The organism is Terrabacter sp. Ter38 (assembly GCF_024519435.1).
In the GTDB taxonomy this organism is placed as follows: domain Bacteria; phylum Actinomycetota; class Actinomycetes; order Actinomycetales; family Dermatophilaceae; genus Terrabacter.
In genome coordinates this window covers 207083-220789 of sequence record NZ_JALJRZ010000002.1, presented here as the reverse complement: position 1 = coordinate 220789, position 13707 = coordinate 207083, and the positions used below count along the sequence as shown (strand labels likewise).

Below are 13707 nucleotides of genomic sequence, written 5' to 3'. Positions count from 1 at the left end.
TCGTCAGCGGGCGCTGGTGAGAAGACGTCGCCGCACGTCCAGCAGCCGCGTCGCGACCTCCGTCTCCACCCGCTCCGGGTCGGTGAGCCAGTCCACGAGGGGTCGGTCGTCCCGCGTCACCCCGGCGCGTTCGTCGGCGATCGCGGCAGCCATGAGGGCGCCGCTGCGCGGCACCGGCAGGTCCCGGCCGAGGGCCTCGTCGGCCCAGGCGTCTGCCGAGCGGACCAGCTCGTCGTCGACGTGGCGGCGTCGGGCCACCGCCAACGCGTCCGCGGCTGCGGGGAGCGACCCGGCGGCGGCCGCATCGGCCACGGAGCGCACCTCGGACACGAGGGCGTCGAGGTGGATCTCGAGCAGCCAGGTCGGCATCCCGCGTGCGGCTAGGACGCGTGACAGCCACTGGACCTGGTTCACGGCACGGCTCTCGGGCAGCGCGGCGAGCGAGATGAGCCACGCGGAGTCCGTCGTGGCGAACCGGGAGCCGCGCTCGCCGTAGCGGAGGCTGTAGTAGGGCATCGCGTCGATCGACCCCTGCGCGGCCCGGACAGCGGCACGCAGCAGCGTCGCATCCGTCGTGATCTCGTAGCCGCCGGAGGCCGGGTTGACGACCCCGGCGTCCACCGCCTGCCCCGTGCTGCGGCGGATGAGTCCGGACACGACGTGGCTCACGGCCTCGGCGACGAGGGCGGCGACGCGCTCGGGGTCCGCGCCCGGCACGGGCCGCCCCGCGAGCGCTGCGTGCAGCACCTGCATGTCAGTGGATCCCGTTGCGACGACGAGGCGCTCGATCCCGACGACCGCTGCGAGGACCGCCGGGTCCTCGAGCGGGCCGGTCACCTTCCGGTCGGCATGGTCGAGGAGGATCCCGTGCGCGTGGTCACCGTCGACGTGCTGTGTCACGGATCCAATCCTTGTGCATGGCTCCGCCGGTCGAGTGGCGAACGCCCGACTTCGGAGGACGGGAATGCTCGACGGCGGGCACGCGTTGACGCCGGCGGACGACATACCCATGGGGGGTATGCCGGGCGGCGGGCCCAGCGGGGTCTCGTGGCCCCCGGGACCTGAGGGACGACCATGAACGAGGCGGCGATGTCAGCGCACGAGCACCACGACGCCCACGAGCACTCTGGTGCCCAGGACGCGACTGCGGGCCCGGGTGGCGGGATGGCCTCCATGGCGGCCGGCGCCACGCTGCACTGCCTCACCGGCTGTGCCATCGGCGAGGTCCTCGGCCTCATGGTCGGCACCGCCGTCGGGCTCGCCGCCGGCGCGACCATCGTCCTGTCCGTGGCCCTCGCGTTCCTCTTCGGTTACGCGCTCTCCAGCCTCCCCCTGCTGCGCAGCGGCCTGTCGCTGCGCGCCGCGCTCACCCTCGTCCTGGCTGCCGACACCGTCTCGATCCTCACGATGGAGGTCGTCGACAACCTGGTCATGGCCGTCATCCCCGGCGCCATGGACGCGGGCCTCGTCAACGCCGGCTTCTGGGTCGGCATGTCGATCTCGCTCGTCGCCGCGTTCGCCGCCGCCTATCCGGTCAACCGCTATCTCCTCTCGCGGGGGAAGGGCCACGCCCTGACCCACGCGCACCACGGGGCGAGCGGGGCGATCACCGGATGGCGCAGGTTCATCCCAGACCTGCCCGCTCCGGCGCTGGCCGCAGCCATCGCTGCGTTCATGCTCGGCGGGCTCGTCGTCGCCGTCGCCGACGGCTTGGCGTGACACGCCTCCCTCCGGGGTCCGGTTGTCGCTCGCGCTCGCCATCGTCGTCGGCGCCGCCCTCGGCAAGCGTCTGCCCGAGCGCGTCATCACCTGGGGCGCAGCCGCGGCCCTCGTCGTGTTCGGCGTCCTGCTCATCGTCGAGGGAGTCCGCTGACCGGAGGTGTGAGGACGCGGATCGTCCGGGAGCGGTCCTAGGCTTCCCCTGGCACCAGCGACCACGAGCCGAGGAGACCGGGATGAGCGACGTGACCTACGACGACCAGCAGGGCGCCCGCTTCGAGCGAGTGCGGCTGACCGGTGCGACCTTCGAGGACGTCTACCTCGACGGGGCACGGTTGCACGACGTCGACCTGCGGGGCGCCTCCCTGCGAATGGTGGACCTGCGGGGGCTGCGGGCCCGTGACGTCTGGCTCGAGGACGTCGACATCACCGGCGACGTCGAGAACCTCGTCATCAACGGCGTCGACGTCGCGCCGCTCATCGAGGCCGAGCTCGACCGCCGTGACCCCGACCGGCCCAAGATGCGACCGACGGACGCTGCCGGCTACCGCCAGGGCTGGGACGTCGTCGAGCGCCTCTGGGCCGGCACGGTCGCGCGGGCCCGCACCTTCCCGCCCGAGCGCCTGCACGAGCGGGTCGACGGCGAATGGTCGTTCATCGAGACCCTCCGCCACCTCGTCTTCGCCACCGACGCGTGGGTGTGCCGGGCCCTCCTCGGCGACCCCGAGCCGTGGGATGCCCTCGACCTGCCGCACGACGACATGCCCGACAGTCCCCCCGTGCCACGCGACCGTAAGGCGCACCCGACGCTCGATGAGGTGCTCGCCCTGCGTGCCGACCGGATGGCGACGGTGCGTCGCGTCGTCGACGGCCTCACCGACGACGACCTCGCCCGCACGACCGAGCCCGTCACGGCCGCCGGCTACCCCGAGCCGGAGCCGTATGCTGTGACCCGGATCCTGCGCACCATCCTCAACGAGGAGTGGCAGCACCGCCTCTACGCCGAGCGCGACCTCGACACCCTGGCCACCCGCCAGGCCGCGGAAGCGGGCACGACAGCCGCTGCCCGCTGACCGCTGCTGACCCCGCGCTCGGCGGGCTCACAGCCGACTCCCGGACGTTTTCCACCCGCGGCTCCTACGGTGTCCCATCACCATGCGTGCGCGGGCGCCGGATCTCACCGGAGCCGCCGACATCAGGAGGTTCCCGTGGCCGATCTCGGGTGGCCGGAGCTCAGCATCATCGCCCTCGCCGTCGTGCTCCTCTTCGGCTGGAAGCGGATGCCCGACATGGCCCGCAGCCTCGGACGGTCAGCCCGCATCTTCAAGTCGGAGGTCGACCAGATGCGGTCCGGGCCTGACGCCCCCGACGGATCCGCCGAGAGTGCCATCGCCGGCCCTGACGAGGCGACCGTCTCTGCGGCCGACGACCGCGCGGCGGCTGCCGACGCCGAGGTCGCCCGACTGCGTGCCGAGCTCGAGACCCGGAAGCACGCCAGCGGGTCGCACTAGTCTGCGACGGTGACGAGCGACCCCTCCACCCCGGCACCCGACGCCGAGCCCGGGCCCGGGCACCCTGGTGTTGCCGAGCTGTCGACAGGGCCGGCAGTGGTGGCACTCCTCGCTGCCGACGTGCGTGCCGGGGCCCTGGACGAGCAGGTCGCCGCCGGGGTGGAGGTGCTCGCCGGTGCGCCGACCGCGGCCGTCACGTCTCTCGCCGAGGTCGCGGGTGTCGAGGTCGGTGTCTGGGAGATGACCCCCGGCACGGTCAGCGACGTCGAGGCCGACGAGCTCTTCGTCGTGCTCTCCGGCCGCGCCACCCTCGTGGTCGAGGGCGGTGCGACGCTCGAGCTGGGACCCGGTTCCGTCGTGCAGTTGCCCGAGGGTGCTCGCACGACGTGGACGGTCACCGAGACGCTCCGCAAGGTCTACGTCACGCCCCGGGGCTGACGGCATACGCCATCGGGCCTGACGGCACGGCCACTCGCGGTCAGGCGACGGTGTGGATCGGGTCGCTCGGCAGCTTGCGCACCTTGGCGCGTCGGCGCCGGCGCTCCGGGATCATCGAACGCATCTCCTCGAGGCGCCCGAAGCAGAGCAGCCGGTCCTCGGCCTCGAGCACGACTCGGCGGCGCGGGTTGGGGATGACGCTGGTGCCGCGGTGCAGGGTGAGGACCTGGAGGTCGCGCTCCTCGAGGCCGGAGTCGCCGATCGTCTTGCCGATGATGTCGGCACCGGCGTGGACGACGAGCTCGGCGACGCCGTAGCCCGTCGAGACGGTGAGCCGCTGGCGCACGTCGATCTCGGGGAAGGCGACCTGGCCGGCGATGTGGTCGATGATCGCGCCGGCGACGTCGAGCTTCGTCGCGCTCTCGATGCCCTCGAGGCCGGGGGAGGAGTTGACCTCCATGACGAGCGGCCCGTCGTTGCCCTCGAGCATGTCGACGCCGGCGACGCGCAGGCCCATGATCTGGGCCGAACGCACGGCGGCCTGCTCGTACTCCGGCGTCAGCTCGACCGCCTCGACCGTGCCACCGCGGTGGACGTTGGAGCGGAACTCGTCGCCACTGGCCCGCCGTCGCATCGCCGCCACGACGCGGTCGCCGACGACGAGCGCGCGGATGTCGCGGCCCCGGCTCTCGGTGATGAAACTCTGGATGAGGACGTTCTGCTTCGTGCTGTGCAACGTCTCGATGATCGCCTCGGCGATCTTGATGTCGGGCGCGAGGATGACGCCGATGCCCTGGGTGCCCTCGAGCAGCTTGATGACGACGGGGGCGCCACCGACCCGCTCGATGGCCGGCATGACGTCGGCACGGTTGCGCACGAACGTCGTGGCGGGCATACCGATCTCGTGGCGCGAGAGGATCTGCGCGGCGCGGAGCTTGTCGCGGGCGTTGGAGATGCCGTTCGCGGTGTTGGGCGTGTACACGTCCATCTGCTCGAACTGCCGCACGACGGCCGTGCCGAAGTAGGTGATCGAGTTGCCGATGCGCGGCAGCACCGCGTCGTAGTCGGAGATCGGGCGTCCGCGGAACTGCAGGTCCGGCTCCGGGCCCGACAGGTCGATGGCGAAGCGGAGCGTGTTGAGCACCCGCACCTGGTGCCCGCGGTCGAGCGCCGCGGTGCGCAGGCGCTGCGTCGAGTAGGCACGCGGCGCGCGAGAGAGGATCGCGAGTTTCATGCAGGGTCCTGCCAAGATGGGCGGGTGTCTGGGCCGGCCTATTCAAGCACCCCTGTCGGGTGGCGGGAGTGGGTCGGTATGCCCGGGATCGGCCTGCCGTGGCTCAAGGCCAAGATCGACACGGGCGCTCGCACGTCGTCGCTGCACGCCGCGGACGTCGAGGAGTTCGACCGCGACGGGCAGCCCTGGGTGCGGTTCACGGTGCACCCCTGGCAGGACGCGGACGACGACGGCCGGACCATCGAGTGCCCGGTCCACGACCGCCGCAGCGTGCGCAGCTCGTCGGGCCACGTGACCAAGCGCTACGTCGTGCGCCTCGACCTCTCGCTCGCCGGGCGCACGGTGCCGGCCGAGGTGACGCTGAGCAAGCGCGACCGGATGGGCTTCCGGATGCTCGTCGGGCGTGAGGCCCTGCGCCAGGGCTACGTCGTCGACCCGTCGCTCTCGTACGCCGGCGGCAGGCCCCCCAAGGACGTCCGCCGCCGCAACCGCGGTCGCTGACCTGCGCGCACGAGCGCCGTCCCGATCAGCATCACCGCTGCTGCGCCGAACGGCGCCCCGGGGCCGTATGCCGTCCCCAGTGTCGTGAGGACAGCCGGCGCGACCGACGTGGCGAGTCCCCACGTCAGTCCCAGCACGGCGAGGTAGGTGCCCCGGGCCCCGTCGGGAGCGAGGGTCCCGGCCCGGGCCATCGTCGTCGCGATGACGAGCAGGCTGCCGACGTCGAAGGCGACGAGACCGGCGGCGAGGGTGACCGGGTGGCCGGCGACGGCGATCGTCGCCAGCCCCGCCGAGGCGACCACCTCGCCGGCGAGGAGCACCCCGGCGTCGTCCGTGCGGCGGCGCAGCACAGCGGCGAGCCAGGCGCCCGGGACGCTGGCCGCGGCGCCGGCGGCGAGGACCCATCCGGTCACGGCCGGCGACAGGCCCCGCTGCTCGACGAGGAGCGGCACGCCGAAGACGACGACCATCGTCACCATCGCCGCGACGGTCCCGAAGGCGAGGACGGGACGCAGGCGCCGGTCCGTGAGAGCAGCGACCCAGCGTGCGCGGGCCGGGGCCGCGCCGACGTCGGACGCCTCCCCCCGGGACCGGGAGGTGACCGCGCGGCTGGGAATGCGGTGGGCCACGAGGGCCGCGCACGCCAGGCACGTGGCGGCGTCGACGACGAAGAGCCAGCGCAGGCCGAGACCCGACACGGCTGCCGCGACGAGACCGGCGAGGACGCCCGCGACGGCGAGCGAGGCGTTGAGCGCCGAGTAGGCGAAGGCTCGGGAGTGCTCGGGCACGAGGTCGGAGACGAGGGCCTGCGTCGGCGGCTCGACGACCTCGTAGGCGAGTCCGAGCAGGACGGCGCCGAGGAGGGCCCAGGCGAGAGCCGGCGCGGCGGCGATGACGAGCTGCGCCGCGGCGCAGCCGACGAGACCGAGGAGCATCGTCGGCCGGTGGCCCCAGGCGTCCGTGAGGTGACCGCCGAGGACGCGTGAGGGGATCGTCGCGACTCCGAAGCACGTGAGGGCGAGGGCGGTCTCGGCAGGTCCAGCTCCGAGCTCGCGGACGAGGAGCACGCCGAGGAAGGCCATCGAGAAACCGCCGAGCCGGTTGACGCAGCGGGCCGCGATGAGCACCCGCACCCGGGGTGGGAGGGTCGAGTGGGGAGGTCGGGCCACCGGCCCTCCTGACTGTCGAACTAGACTTTGGTGGTCACGAGGCTACGAAGGGATTGGTGACTGGTCAAATGCGTTTCGACAGTCATGTCGAGCGGCTGCTCGACGCGACGGTGGCCCTCGTCAACCTCGCGAGCCCCGGGGAGGCGCACGGGACGGCGTATCACCGCCCGGTGGGGGCGGACCTCGTGCGAGCGGTGGCCGACGCGACGTCCTCGCCCGAACGGCGATCGTGGCCGACGGCCGAGGAGGCGGAGGAGCTGCTCGACATCGTGCCGCAGGCGCGTGTCGTCTTCGAGGCCGCGGATCGTGACGACCTCGCAGCGGCGGCTGCCGTCGTCAACGACCTGCTCGCATCGACGGCCGCCCGGCCACGCCTCGACCCGGACGACGAGGGCCGACACCAGCTGCACTTCCACGGCCCCGACGACGGCTACGTCCGGGGATGGCAGGCCGGGATCGCCTCGGGCCTGGCCGTCGCCATCGGCAGCGACCTCGGTGGCCGGCTCGGTGTGTGCGACGCTCCCGTCTGCGACCGCGTCTACGTAGACGGGTCGAAGAACGGCACGCGCCGCTACTGCTCGGCCCGGTGCCAGAGTCGCGTCAAGGCCGCCGCGCACCGCGCCCGCGCCCACTGACGCCCACTGACGCCCACTGACACCCGCCGACGCCCACTGACACCCCACCGACACACACCGACACCCACCGACACCCACCGACACACACCGACCTCCGACCACCGACGCGGTGGCGGGCTCTCTCAGGGGGTGCGGGTGGCGGCGACGTGGGCGGCATGGGCGGCCCAGAGGCGGGCCTCGGCGTCGGCGTCCATCGGGCCGCCACCGCGGTTCGTCGGCCGCTCCGGCAGACCCTCGCGCTGCAGCCAGGCCCACGTGTCGGCGACCGTCTCGGGCATCGGCCGGCAGTGCAGCCCCGCCGCCCGGGCGGCCGACGTGTCGAGGGCGTGCAGGCCCGCGAGCTCGCCCGTCGGCGGGACCCAGATCGGCAGCTCGGTCCACGGCTGCACCCCGGCCGCCTCGACGGCAGCGGGGTCGAGCCAGACGAGCTCGGCGTCACTCCCCGTCACGGTGCGCGCCTCGTCGAGCAGCGCCCCGATCGTCGTGTGACCCGGCTCGCTCACCATGTTGAAGGTGCCGACCGGCCGTGATCCGAGCACCCAGCCCGCGATGTCCCGGCAGTCGACGTACTGCAGCGGGCGCTCGCGGGGTCCCGGCGCGGGCACGCGCCCACCCGCCGCGATCCGCTTGAGCCAGAACGGCATCCGGCCGACCATCTCGTAGGGCCCGAGGATGAGGCCCGCCCGTGCGATGGCCACGTCACCGCCGAACTCCGCCAGGGCGGCGAGCTCGCCGCCCCGCTTGGCCGCGGCGTAGTCGGAGGCGTCCGTCGAGGCCGGGTCGCCCTCCACGACGGGCGCGCCCTCGTCGGATCCCAGGGCGATGGGCCACGTGTAGACCGAGCACGACGAGATGTAGGTGTAGTGCCCGGCGCGACCGCGGAGCAGCCGCGCCGACGTCTGCACCGCGACGGGCTCGGCCGACCACGTGTCGACGACGGCATCCCACTCGTCGTCCCCGAGCGCCGTGCGCAGTGCGTCGGGGTCGAGGCGGTCGGCGTGGCGGGCCTCGGCGCCCTCGACGGCGGTGCCGGTGAGGCCCCGGCTCACCGTCGTGACGTCGTCGCCGCGGGCGAGGGCAGCCTCGACGAACGCGCGGCCGACGTGGTGGGTGCCTCCGAGCACGAGCAGTCTCATGGGCACGATCCTCGCCCGCGCAGGCCGCCGCGCCAAGGCCCCTTCGCTGTCGACGTAAGACCAGCGCGGGTCAGGATGCGACGTGTGCCTACGCCCAGTCGTCGATGCGTGACCCCGCCGCGCGACCGTCGGTCAGGTCGGCGACGTGCTTCGAAAAGCGCGGGCACGCGACGATGTCGTGCGCCCTGCATCGCAGTGCGTGCTCGGTCATCTCGCGTGACCGCTCGATCGACCGGGCCCGCTCGTCGAGGTCGCGCAGGTGGGCCTCGAGCACCTCGTGCCGTCCGGCCGCCTCGCCGTCGAGCAGCACGCCGACCTGCTCGAGCGTCATGCCGGCCGCCTTGTTGCGGAGGATGACCGCGACACGGACGAGGTCGCCCCGGCCGTAGCGCCGGTAGCCGGACACGTCGCGCTCCGGCGTGAGCAGCCCGACCGCCTCCCAGTGGCGGAGCACGTTCGTCGGCAGGTCGAAGCGTGCCGCCAGCTCTCCGACGGTCCAGGTCTCGTCGCGCCCTCTTGCCTTCATGTCGACATGAAGGTACACGCTGGATCGCAACAGGCACAGAGCCTTCCGAGCCGTCGCCGGATCGATCCCCAAGGAGCCACCATGAGCGCCAGCACGCACACCGACGTCGCCGTCATCGGCGGAGGCCCCGCCGGCCTCCAGGCCGCACTCACCCTCGGTCGCGTCCACCGCGACGCCGTCCTCTTCGACGACGGCACCTACCGCAACGCCAGGGTCAGCCACATGCACAACGTCGTGGCCCACGACGGCACTCCGCCGGCGGACTTCCGCGCCGACGCGCGAAAGCAGCTCACGGCATACGACGCCGTGAGCGTGCGGGAGCAGCGCGTCGAGGCGGTCGAGGAGGTCGACGGGCTGTTCCGGCTGCACGTGGCCGACGGCACGGCCGTGACGGCGCGGGCCCTCGTCCTCGCCACCGGCGTCCGTGACACCCTCCCGCCCGTGCCCGGGCTGGACGCGTTGTGGGGCGACCTCGTCGCGCACTGTCCCTTCTGTCACGGCCACGAGCTCAGCGGTCAGCGTGTCGGCATCCTCGGGGCGACCATCGCCCCGCACCTGTCGGGCCTGCTCGGACGCATCGCGTCCGAGATCGTCGTGCTCACCGACGGAGACGCCGTGCCCGACGGTCTCCCCGTGGGGACCACCGTCCGCACCGAGCGCGTCGTCTCGGCCGAGCGGCACGGCGGGGGCGTACGCGTGGTGCTCGCGGGTGCTGACGGCGAGCAGGTGCCCGTCGGGACGACCGAGCAGGTGGCCGGGCTCTTCGTGAAGCCGGAGCTGAGCCAGTCGGCGCCCTTCGCCGAGCAGCTGGGACTCGAGCTCAACCCGTCCGGCGCCGTGCGGGTCGACGAGTTCGCCCGGTCGAGCCGGGAGCGGGTCCTCTGTGCGGGTGACATGGCGCACCTGCCCGCGTACCCGATGCCGATGGCCTCGGTCGTCGCTGCGGCGGCGTCCGGCCAGCTCGCGGCCTCGGCGGCCATCATGGCCCTCATGGCGCCCTGACCTCTGGCCCGGTGAGTGGTGGGGCCGCTCATGACTTGAGCAGGGCGGCCGACAGCGACCACGCCGACGAGATCCGCGACGACGGTGCGTGCGCTGCCAAGGGCGTGCTGGAGCCGGGCCGGGGTGGGGACCGGCGGGGCGGCATACGATGTTGGGATCCCGAGAAGCTCGAAGGAGTGGCCCATGCCGCGCGACCTCGCCCCCGACCTCGTCGAGCGCCTCACGAAGGCGTTCGAGGCCGACCCCACCGCACGAATGCTCCAGAACGCCGTCACGACGACGTCGGTCGACGAGATCGCGCTCGACCGCCGGGTGGTGACGGGCATCGACCACTCGGTCTCGAACCTCCTCGACGACTGGACCGCGACCTCCCAGGAGAAGAGCGGCCGGTGCTGGCTCTTCGCCGGGACCAACCTGCTGCGCGCGAGCGCCCGCGAGAAGCTCAAGGTCAAGGACTTCGAGTTCTCGCAGAACCACCTCCTCTTCTGGGACAAGTTCGAGAAGGCCAACCACTGGCTCGAGTCCGTCATCGCGACGTCCGACCGTGACGTCGACGACCGCACCGTGGCGCACCTGCTCGCCACGCCGGCCGAGGACGGCGGGCAGTGGAACATGTTCGTCGCGCTCGTCGTCAAGCACGGCCTGGTGCCGAAGGTCGCGATGCCCGAGACGAAGAGCTCGAGCAACACCGGACAGATGAACCGCGACCTCAGCACGATCCTGCGCCAGTCCGCCCGTGACCTGCGGGCCAGGGCAGCCGACGGCGCAGACGCCGACGACCTCCAGGACGCCAAGGAGCAGGTGCTCGCGACGGTCCACCGGCTCCTCTGCATCCACCTCGGCACGCCGCCGGAGTCGTTCGTGTGGCAGTGGAAGGACACCGACGGCGGCTTCCACCGCGACGGCACGATGACGCCCCTCGAGTTCGCCGAGCGCTACGTCACGGTGCCGCTCGAGGACTACGTGTGCCTCGTCAACGACCCTCGCGCGAGCAGCCCCTACGGGCGCACGTTCACCGTCGAGCACCTCGGGAACGTCGTCGGGGCGCCGCCAGTCACCTACCTCAACGTCGAGCCGGATCTCATGAAGTCCCTTGCGGCACAGGCGATCGTCGGCGGCGAGCCGGTCTGGTTCGGGTGCGACACCGGCCAGATGTCCAACCCGACCCTCGGCCTCTGGGACGCCGGCCTCTTCGACCGCGCCGCGATCTACGGCACGGAGCCGAGCCTCGGCAAGGCCGACCGCCTGCTGCACCACGAGTCCCTCATGACGCACGCCATGCTCTTCACCGGCGTCGACCTGCTCGACGACGTCCCGCGTCGCTGGCGCGTCGAGAACAGCTGGGGCACCGAGAAGGGCGACAAGGGCTTCATGACGATGAACGACTCGTGGTTCGCCGAGTTCGTCTTCGAGGTCGCCGTGCGCCGCGACGCGCTGCCCGCAGAGCTGCAGGAGGCGCTGACCCGCGACCCGATCGTCCTCCCCGCCTGGGACCCGATGGGGGCTCTCGCCGGCTGACTCCTTTCCGCTCCGTGTCGAGCGCGCCGCTGCCGGTCAGGCGGCGGCGCGCTCTGCGTCGGCGGGCGCGCGAGGTGGACTGGGTGGGCCATGCCCCCGAGCTCCCGCGACCCACGCCGGCGCCGCGCTCGACGGCCTCGACGACCGCTCGTGGGTCGGAGACGTCCTGACCGTGCCTCGGGACTGAGCGCCCCCCGGCGAGGGCGACCGGCCTGACCTACGCTGCCAGACGATGACGACCTCTGACCCGCCCCGCACGACGCCGGGCCCGGCGACGGACGCGGACGTGCCGGCCTACGTGCGCTCCCTCGGACTGCCGGGGCTCGCCGACGTCCACGTGCACTTCCTGCCCGACGCCATGCAGCGGAAGGTGTGGGCCTACTTCGACGACGCCGAGACGCACTACGGCGCGCCGTGGCCGATCACGTACCGCGACGACGAGCCGACGCGTCTGGCGACGCTGCGCGCTCTCGGGCTCCGGGCGATCCCGGCTCTCGTCTACCCGCACAAGCCCGGCATGGCGACGTGGCTCAACGAGTGGTGTGCCGACTTCGCCCGGAGGGTGCCCGACGCCGTGCACTGCGCGACGTTCTACCCGGAGCCGGACGTGGGTCACCAGGTGGCGGCTGCCCTGGACGCGGGGGCGAGCCTCTTCAAGATCCACGTCCAGGTCGGGGACTTCACCCCGGACGACGACCGGCTCGACCCGGCGTGGGTGCGGCTCGAGGCCGCCCGCGTGCCCGTCGTCGTCCACGCCGGATCGGCGCCCATCCGCGGCACCCACACCGGCCCGGGAGCGGTGCGTGAGGTGCTGCGCAGGCACCCCGACCTCGTCCTCGTCGTCGCCCACCTCGGCATGCCGGAGTACCACGAGTTCGCCGACCTCGCCGACGAGTTCGCCGGCGTCCACCTCGACACGACGATGAGCGGCACGGACTTCACGAACCGATTCGCGCCCTTCCCGGACGGCTACGTCGACCGTCTCGGCGGGCTGCGCGACCGGGTCGTGCTCGGCTCGGACTTCCCGAGCATCCCCTACCCCTACGCCCACCAGGTCGACGCGCTCGCCCGTCTCGACCTCGGCGACGACTGGATGCGAGCCGTGCTCTGGCACAACGGCGCCCGCCTGCTGGGCCTACCTACCACGTAGCCCGGCGAGCCCGCTCGGCGTCAGCCCAGGTGCTCGGCGAGGAAGGCCTCGGTGCGGCGGATCGAGGTGTCCCACTGCGGGGACGTCAGCGTGTGCCGCCCGCCGGGATAGATGCGCAGCTCGACGTCCTTGCCCTCGGCCTTCAGCGCCGCGACGGACTCGCGCGACCACGACAGCGGGCAGTCCTCGTCGGCGGTGCCGTGGTGGATGAGGAGCGGCTCGGTGATGCGGCCGAAATAGGTGCGCGGGCTCGTCGCCGCCCAGGCCGCCGGCTTCGCCTCGGGAGTGCCCAGGCGGCCGATGACGGCGCGGGCCGCGCCCGAGCGGGAGGCGTCGCGCCGCACCCACTTGTCGAAGTTGTCGACGGTGTCGGAGCTGACCGGCGCGTAGGCCACGGCCGCGCGGAAGAGCCCCGGGCGTACGACCAGGGCGGTGTAGACGACCCCGCCGCCCATCGACCGGCCGATGAGCGCGACGCGGTCGGGGTCGACCACCTGCGCCTTCTTGAGCGCCAGCCCGGCGTTGATGGCATCGACCGCGTAGCCCGCTCGGAGGTTGGCGTCGTTGCGCGGGTCCGTGTCGGACTGCGCGTGGTTGCGGTAGTCGATGTGCAGCGTGACGTAGCCCTGCCGCGCGAGGTGGTCGCGCTCGCGGAGCATGGTCTCGCCGTTCGTGTAGACCGCGGGGTCGACGTAGCCGTGCGCGAGGACGACAGCCGGGAACGGGCCCGTGCCGCGCGGGATGTTGATGCGCCCCGAGATCGTCAGCCCGTTGCTCTCGTAGGTCGCGAAGTACTGCCGGTACGCGTCGGTGCTGCCGCGCTCGCGCCCGAGCCGGAGGTTGCCGCCGTCGTACTGCATCGCGATGAGCGCCGCGATCGACGCCGGATCGGGCGCGGGCTTCGGCGTGCTGGTCGGACCGGGTGTCGGGGTCTGCTCCGCTGCCGTCGTGGAGGGCGCCGGGGACGGAGCGCTCGACGCGCTGGCGTATGCCGTCGGGCCGGCTCCCGTCGTGCCGCCCCCTCGGTCGTCGGTGGGCCCCCCGGTCGAGCAGGCGCCGAGCAGCAGCGCGGCGTTGAGGCCGACGGCGAGGGCTCGTGGGGTGCGCACGTCTCGAGTCTCACCCGTGGGAGGCGGGATTCCCAGCCCGCTCCCAGCCTTCGTGCCCG

General features: G+C 72.9%; 16 protein-coding genes. 10 read left to right on the top strand and 6 right to left on the bottom strand.

Translation table 11 applies throughout. The annotated features are described in order from the left end of the window. Positions 1-3: 3 nt before the first annotated feature. Complete coding sequence (locus tag NR112_RS05950) at positions 4-900, bottom strand: hypothetical protein (RefSeq protein WP_256793075.1); 897 nt, start codon at positions 898-900, stop codon at positions 4-6. 189 nt (positions 901-1089) lie between these two features. On the opposite strand from NR112_RS05950, the gene NR112_RS05945 reads away from it, so the two are divergent. The 5 genes from NR112_RS05945 to NR112_RS05925 all read left to right on the top strand — a co-directional run bounded on the left by NR112_RS05945 (position 1090) and on the right by NR112_RS05925 (position 3668). Next, the gene (locus tag NR112_RS05945; protein ID WP_256793074.1) at positions 1090-1719 is read left to right on the top strand and encodes a DUF4396 domain-containing protein; all 630 of its coding nucleotides are present in this window, start codon (positions 1090-1092) and stop codon (positions 1717-1719) included. 22 nt (positions 1720-1741) lie between these two features. Further along, a complete protein-coding gene (locus tag NR112_RS05940) occupies positions 1742-1873 on the top strand; it encodes a TMEM165/GDT1 family protein (RefSeq protein WP_256793073.1) in 132 nt (43 codons plus the stop codon). A gap of 82 nt (positions 1874-1955) precedes the next feature. Then, positions 1956-2792, top strand: coding sequence for a DinB family protein (locus NR112_RS05935; protein ID WP_256793072.1), 837 nt, complete (start codon positions 1956-1958; stop codon positions 2790-2792). A 135-nt stretch (positions 2793-2927) separates the two neighbouring features. After that, positions 2928-3230: a Sec-independent protein translocase subunit TatA gene (locus NR112_RS05930; RefSeq protein ID WP_256793071.1), complete on the top strand. Its 303-nt coding sequence runs from the start codon at positions 2928-2930 to the stop codon at positions 3228-3230. A gap of 9 nt (positions 3231-3239) precedes the next feature. Continuing rightward, positions 3240-3668 carry a cupin domain-containing protein gene (locus NR112_RS05925; RefSeq protein WP_256793070.1) on the top strand — a complete coding sequence of 143 codons (429 nt, stop codon included), beginning with the start codon at positions 3240-3242 and terminating at the stop codon, positions 3666-3668. 40 nt (positions 3669-3708) lie between these two features. On the opposite strand, the gene NR112_RS05920 is transcribed toward NR112_RS05925, so the two are convergent. Beyond that, positions 3709-4902, bottom strand: a complete 1194-nt coding sequence (locus tag NR112_RS05920; protein WP_256793069.1) for a RimK family alpha-L-glutamate ligase — start codon at positions 4900-4902, stop codon at positions 3709-3711. Between the two features lie 78 nt (positions 4903-4980). On the opposite strand from NR112_RS05920, the gene NR112_RS05915 reads away from it, so the two are divergent. After that, a complete protein-coding gene (locus NR112_RS05915) occupies positions 4981-5403 on the top strand; it encodes a RimK/LysX family protein (RefSeq protein ID WP_256793333.1) in 423 nt (140 codons plus the stop codon). On the opposite strand, the gene NR112_RS05910 is transcribed toward NR112_RS05915, so the two are convergent. Next, the gene (locus NR112_RS05910) at positions 5325-6572 is read right to left on the bottom strand and encodes an MFS transporter (RefSeq protein ID WP_256793068.1); all 1248 of its coding nucleotides are present in this window, start codon (positions 6570-6572) and stop codon (positions 5325-5327) included. The two genes, NR112_RS05915 and NR112_RS05910, sit on opposite strands and share 79 nt — an antisense overlap. 68 nt (positions 6573-6640) lie before the next feature. Here NR112_RS05910 and NR112_RS05905 point away from each other — a divergent pair, with 68 nt between their 5' ends. Beyond that, entirely contained in the window at positions 6641-7207 is a 567-nt protein-coding gene (locus tag NR112_RS05905; protein WP_256793067.1) for a CGNR zinc finger domain-containing protein, read from the top strand. Between the two features lie 122 nt (positions 7208-7329). Here NR112_RS05905 and NR112_RS05900 read toward each other — a convergent pair whose 3' ends face one another. After that, entirely contained in the window at positions 7330-8343 is a 1014-nt protein-coding gene (locus tag NR112_RS05900; protein ID WP_256793066.1) for an NAD-dependent epimerase/dehydratase family protein, read from the bottom strand. Between the two features lie 88 nt (positions 8344-8431). Then, positions 8432-8869 carry a MerR family transcriptional regulator gene (locus NR112_RS05895; protein ID WP_256793065.1) on the bottom strand — a complete coding sequence of 146 codons (438 nt, stop codon included), beginning with the start codon at positions 8867-8869 and terminating at the stop codon, positions 8432-8434. Positions 8870-8950: 81 nt separating this feature from the next. Between NR112_RS05895 and NR112_RS05890 the strand changes: the two genes are divergently transcribed. The 3 genes from NR112_RS05890 (at position 8951) to NR112_RS05880 (ending at position 12539) form a co-directional block, all read left to right on the top strand. Then, positions 8951-9871, top strand: coding sequence for an NAD(P)/FAD-dependent oxidoreductase (locus NR112_RS05890; RefSeq protein WP_256793064.1), 921 nt, complete (start codon positions 8951-8953; stop codon positions 9869-9871). Positions 9872-10054: 183 nt separating this feature from the next. Then, the gene (locus NR112_RS05885) at positions 10055-11389 is read left to right on the top strand and encodes an aminopeptidase C (protein WP_256793063.1); all 1335 of its coding nucleotides are present in this window, start codon (positions 10055-10057) and stop codon (positions 11387-11389) included. A gap of 232 nt (positions 11390-11621) precedes the next feature. After that, positions 11622-12539 (top strand): amidohydrolase family protein, encoded by a 918-nt coding sequence (locus NR112_RS05880; protein ID WP_256793062.1) that lies wholly within the window; start codon positions 11622-11624, stop codon positions 12537-12539. 20 nt (positions 12540-12559) lie between these two features. Here NR112_RS05880 and NR112_RS05875 read toward each other — a convergent pair whose 3' ends face one another. Further along, positions 12560-13648, bottom strand: coding sequence for a S9 family peptidase (locus NR112_RS05875; RefSeq protein WP_256793061.1), 1089 nt, complete (start codon positions 13646-13648; stop codon positions 12560-12562). Positions 13649-13707 lie beyond the last annotated feature (59 nt).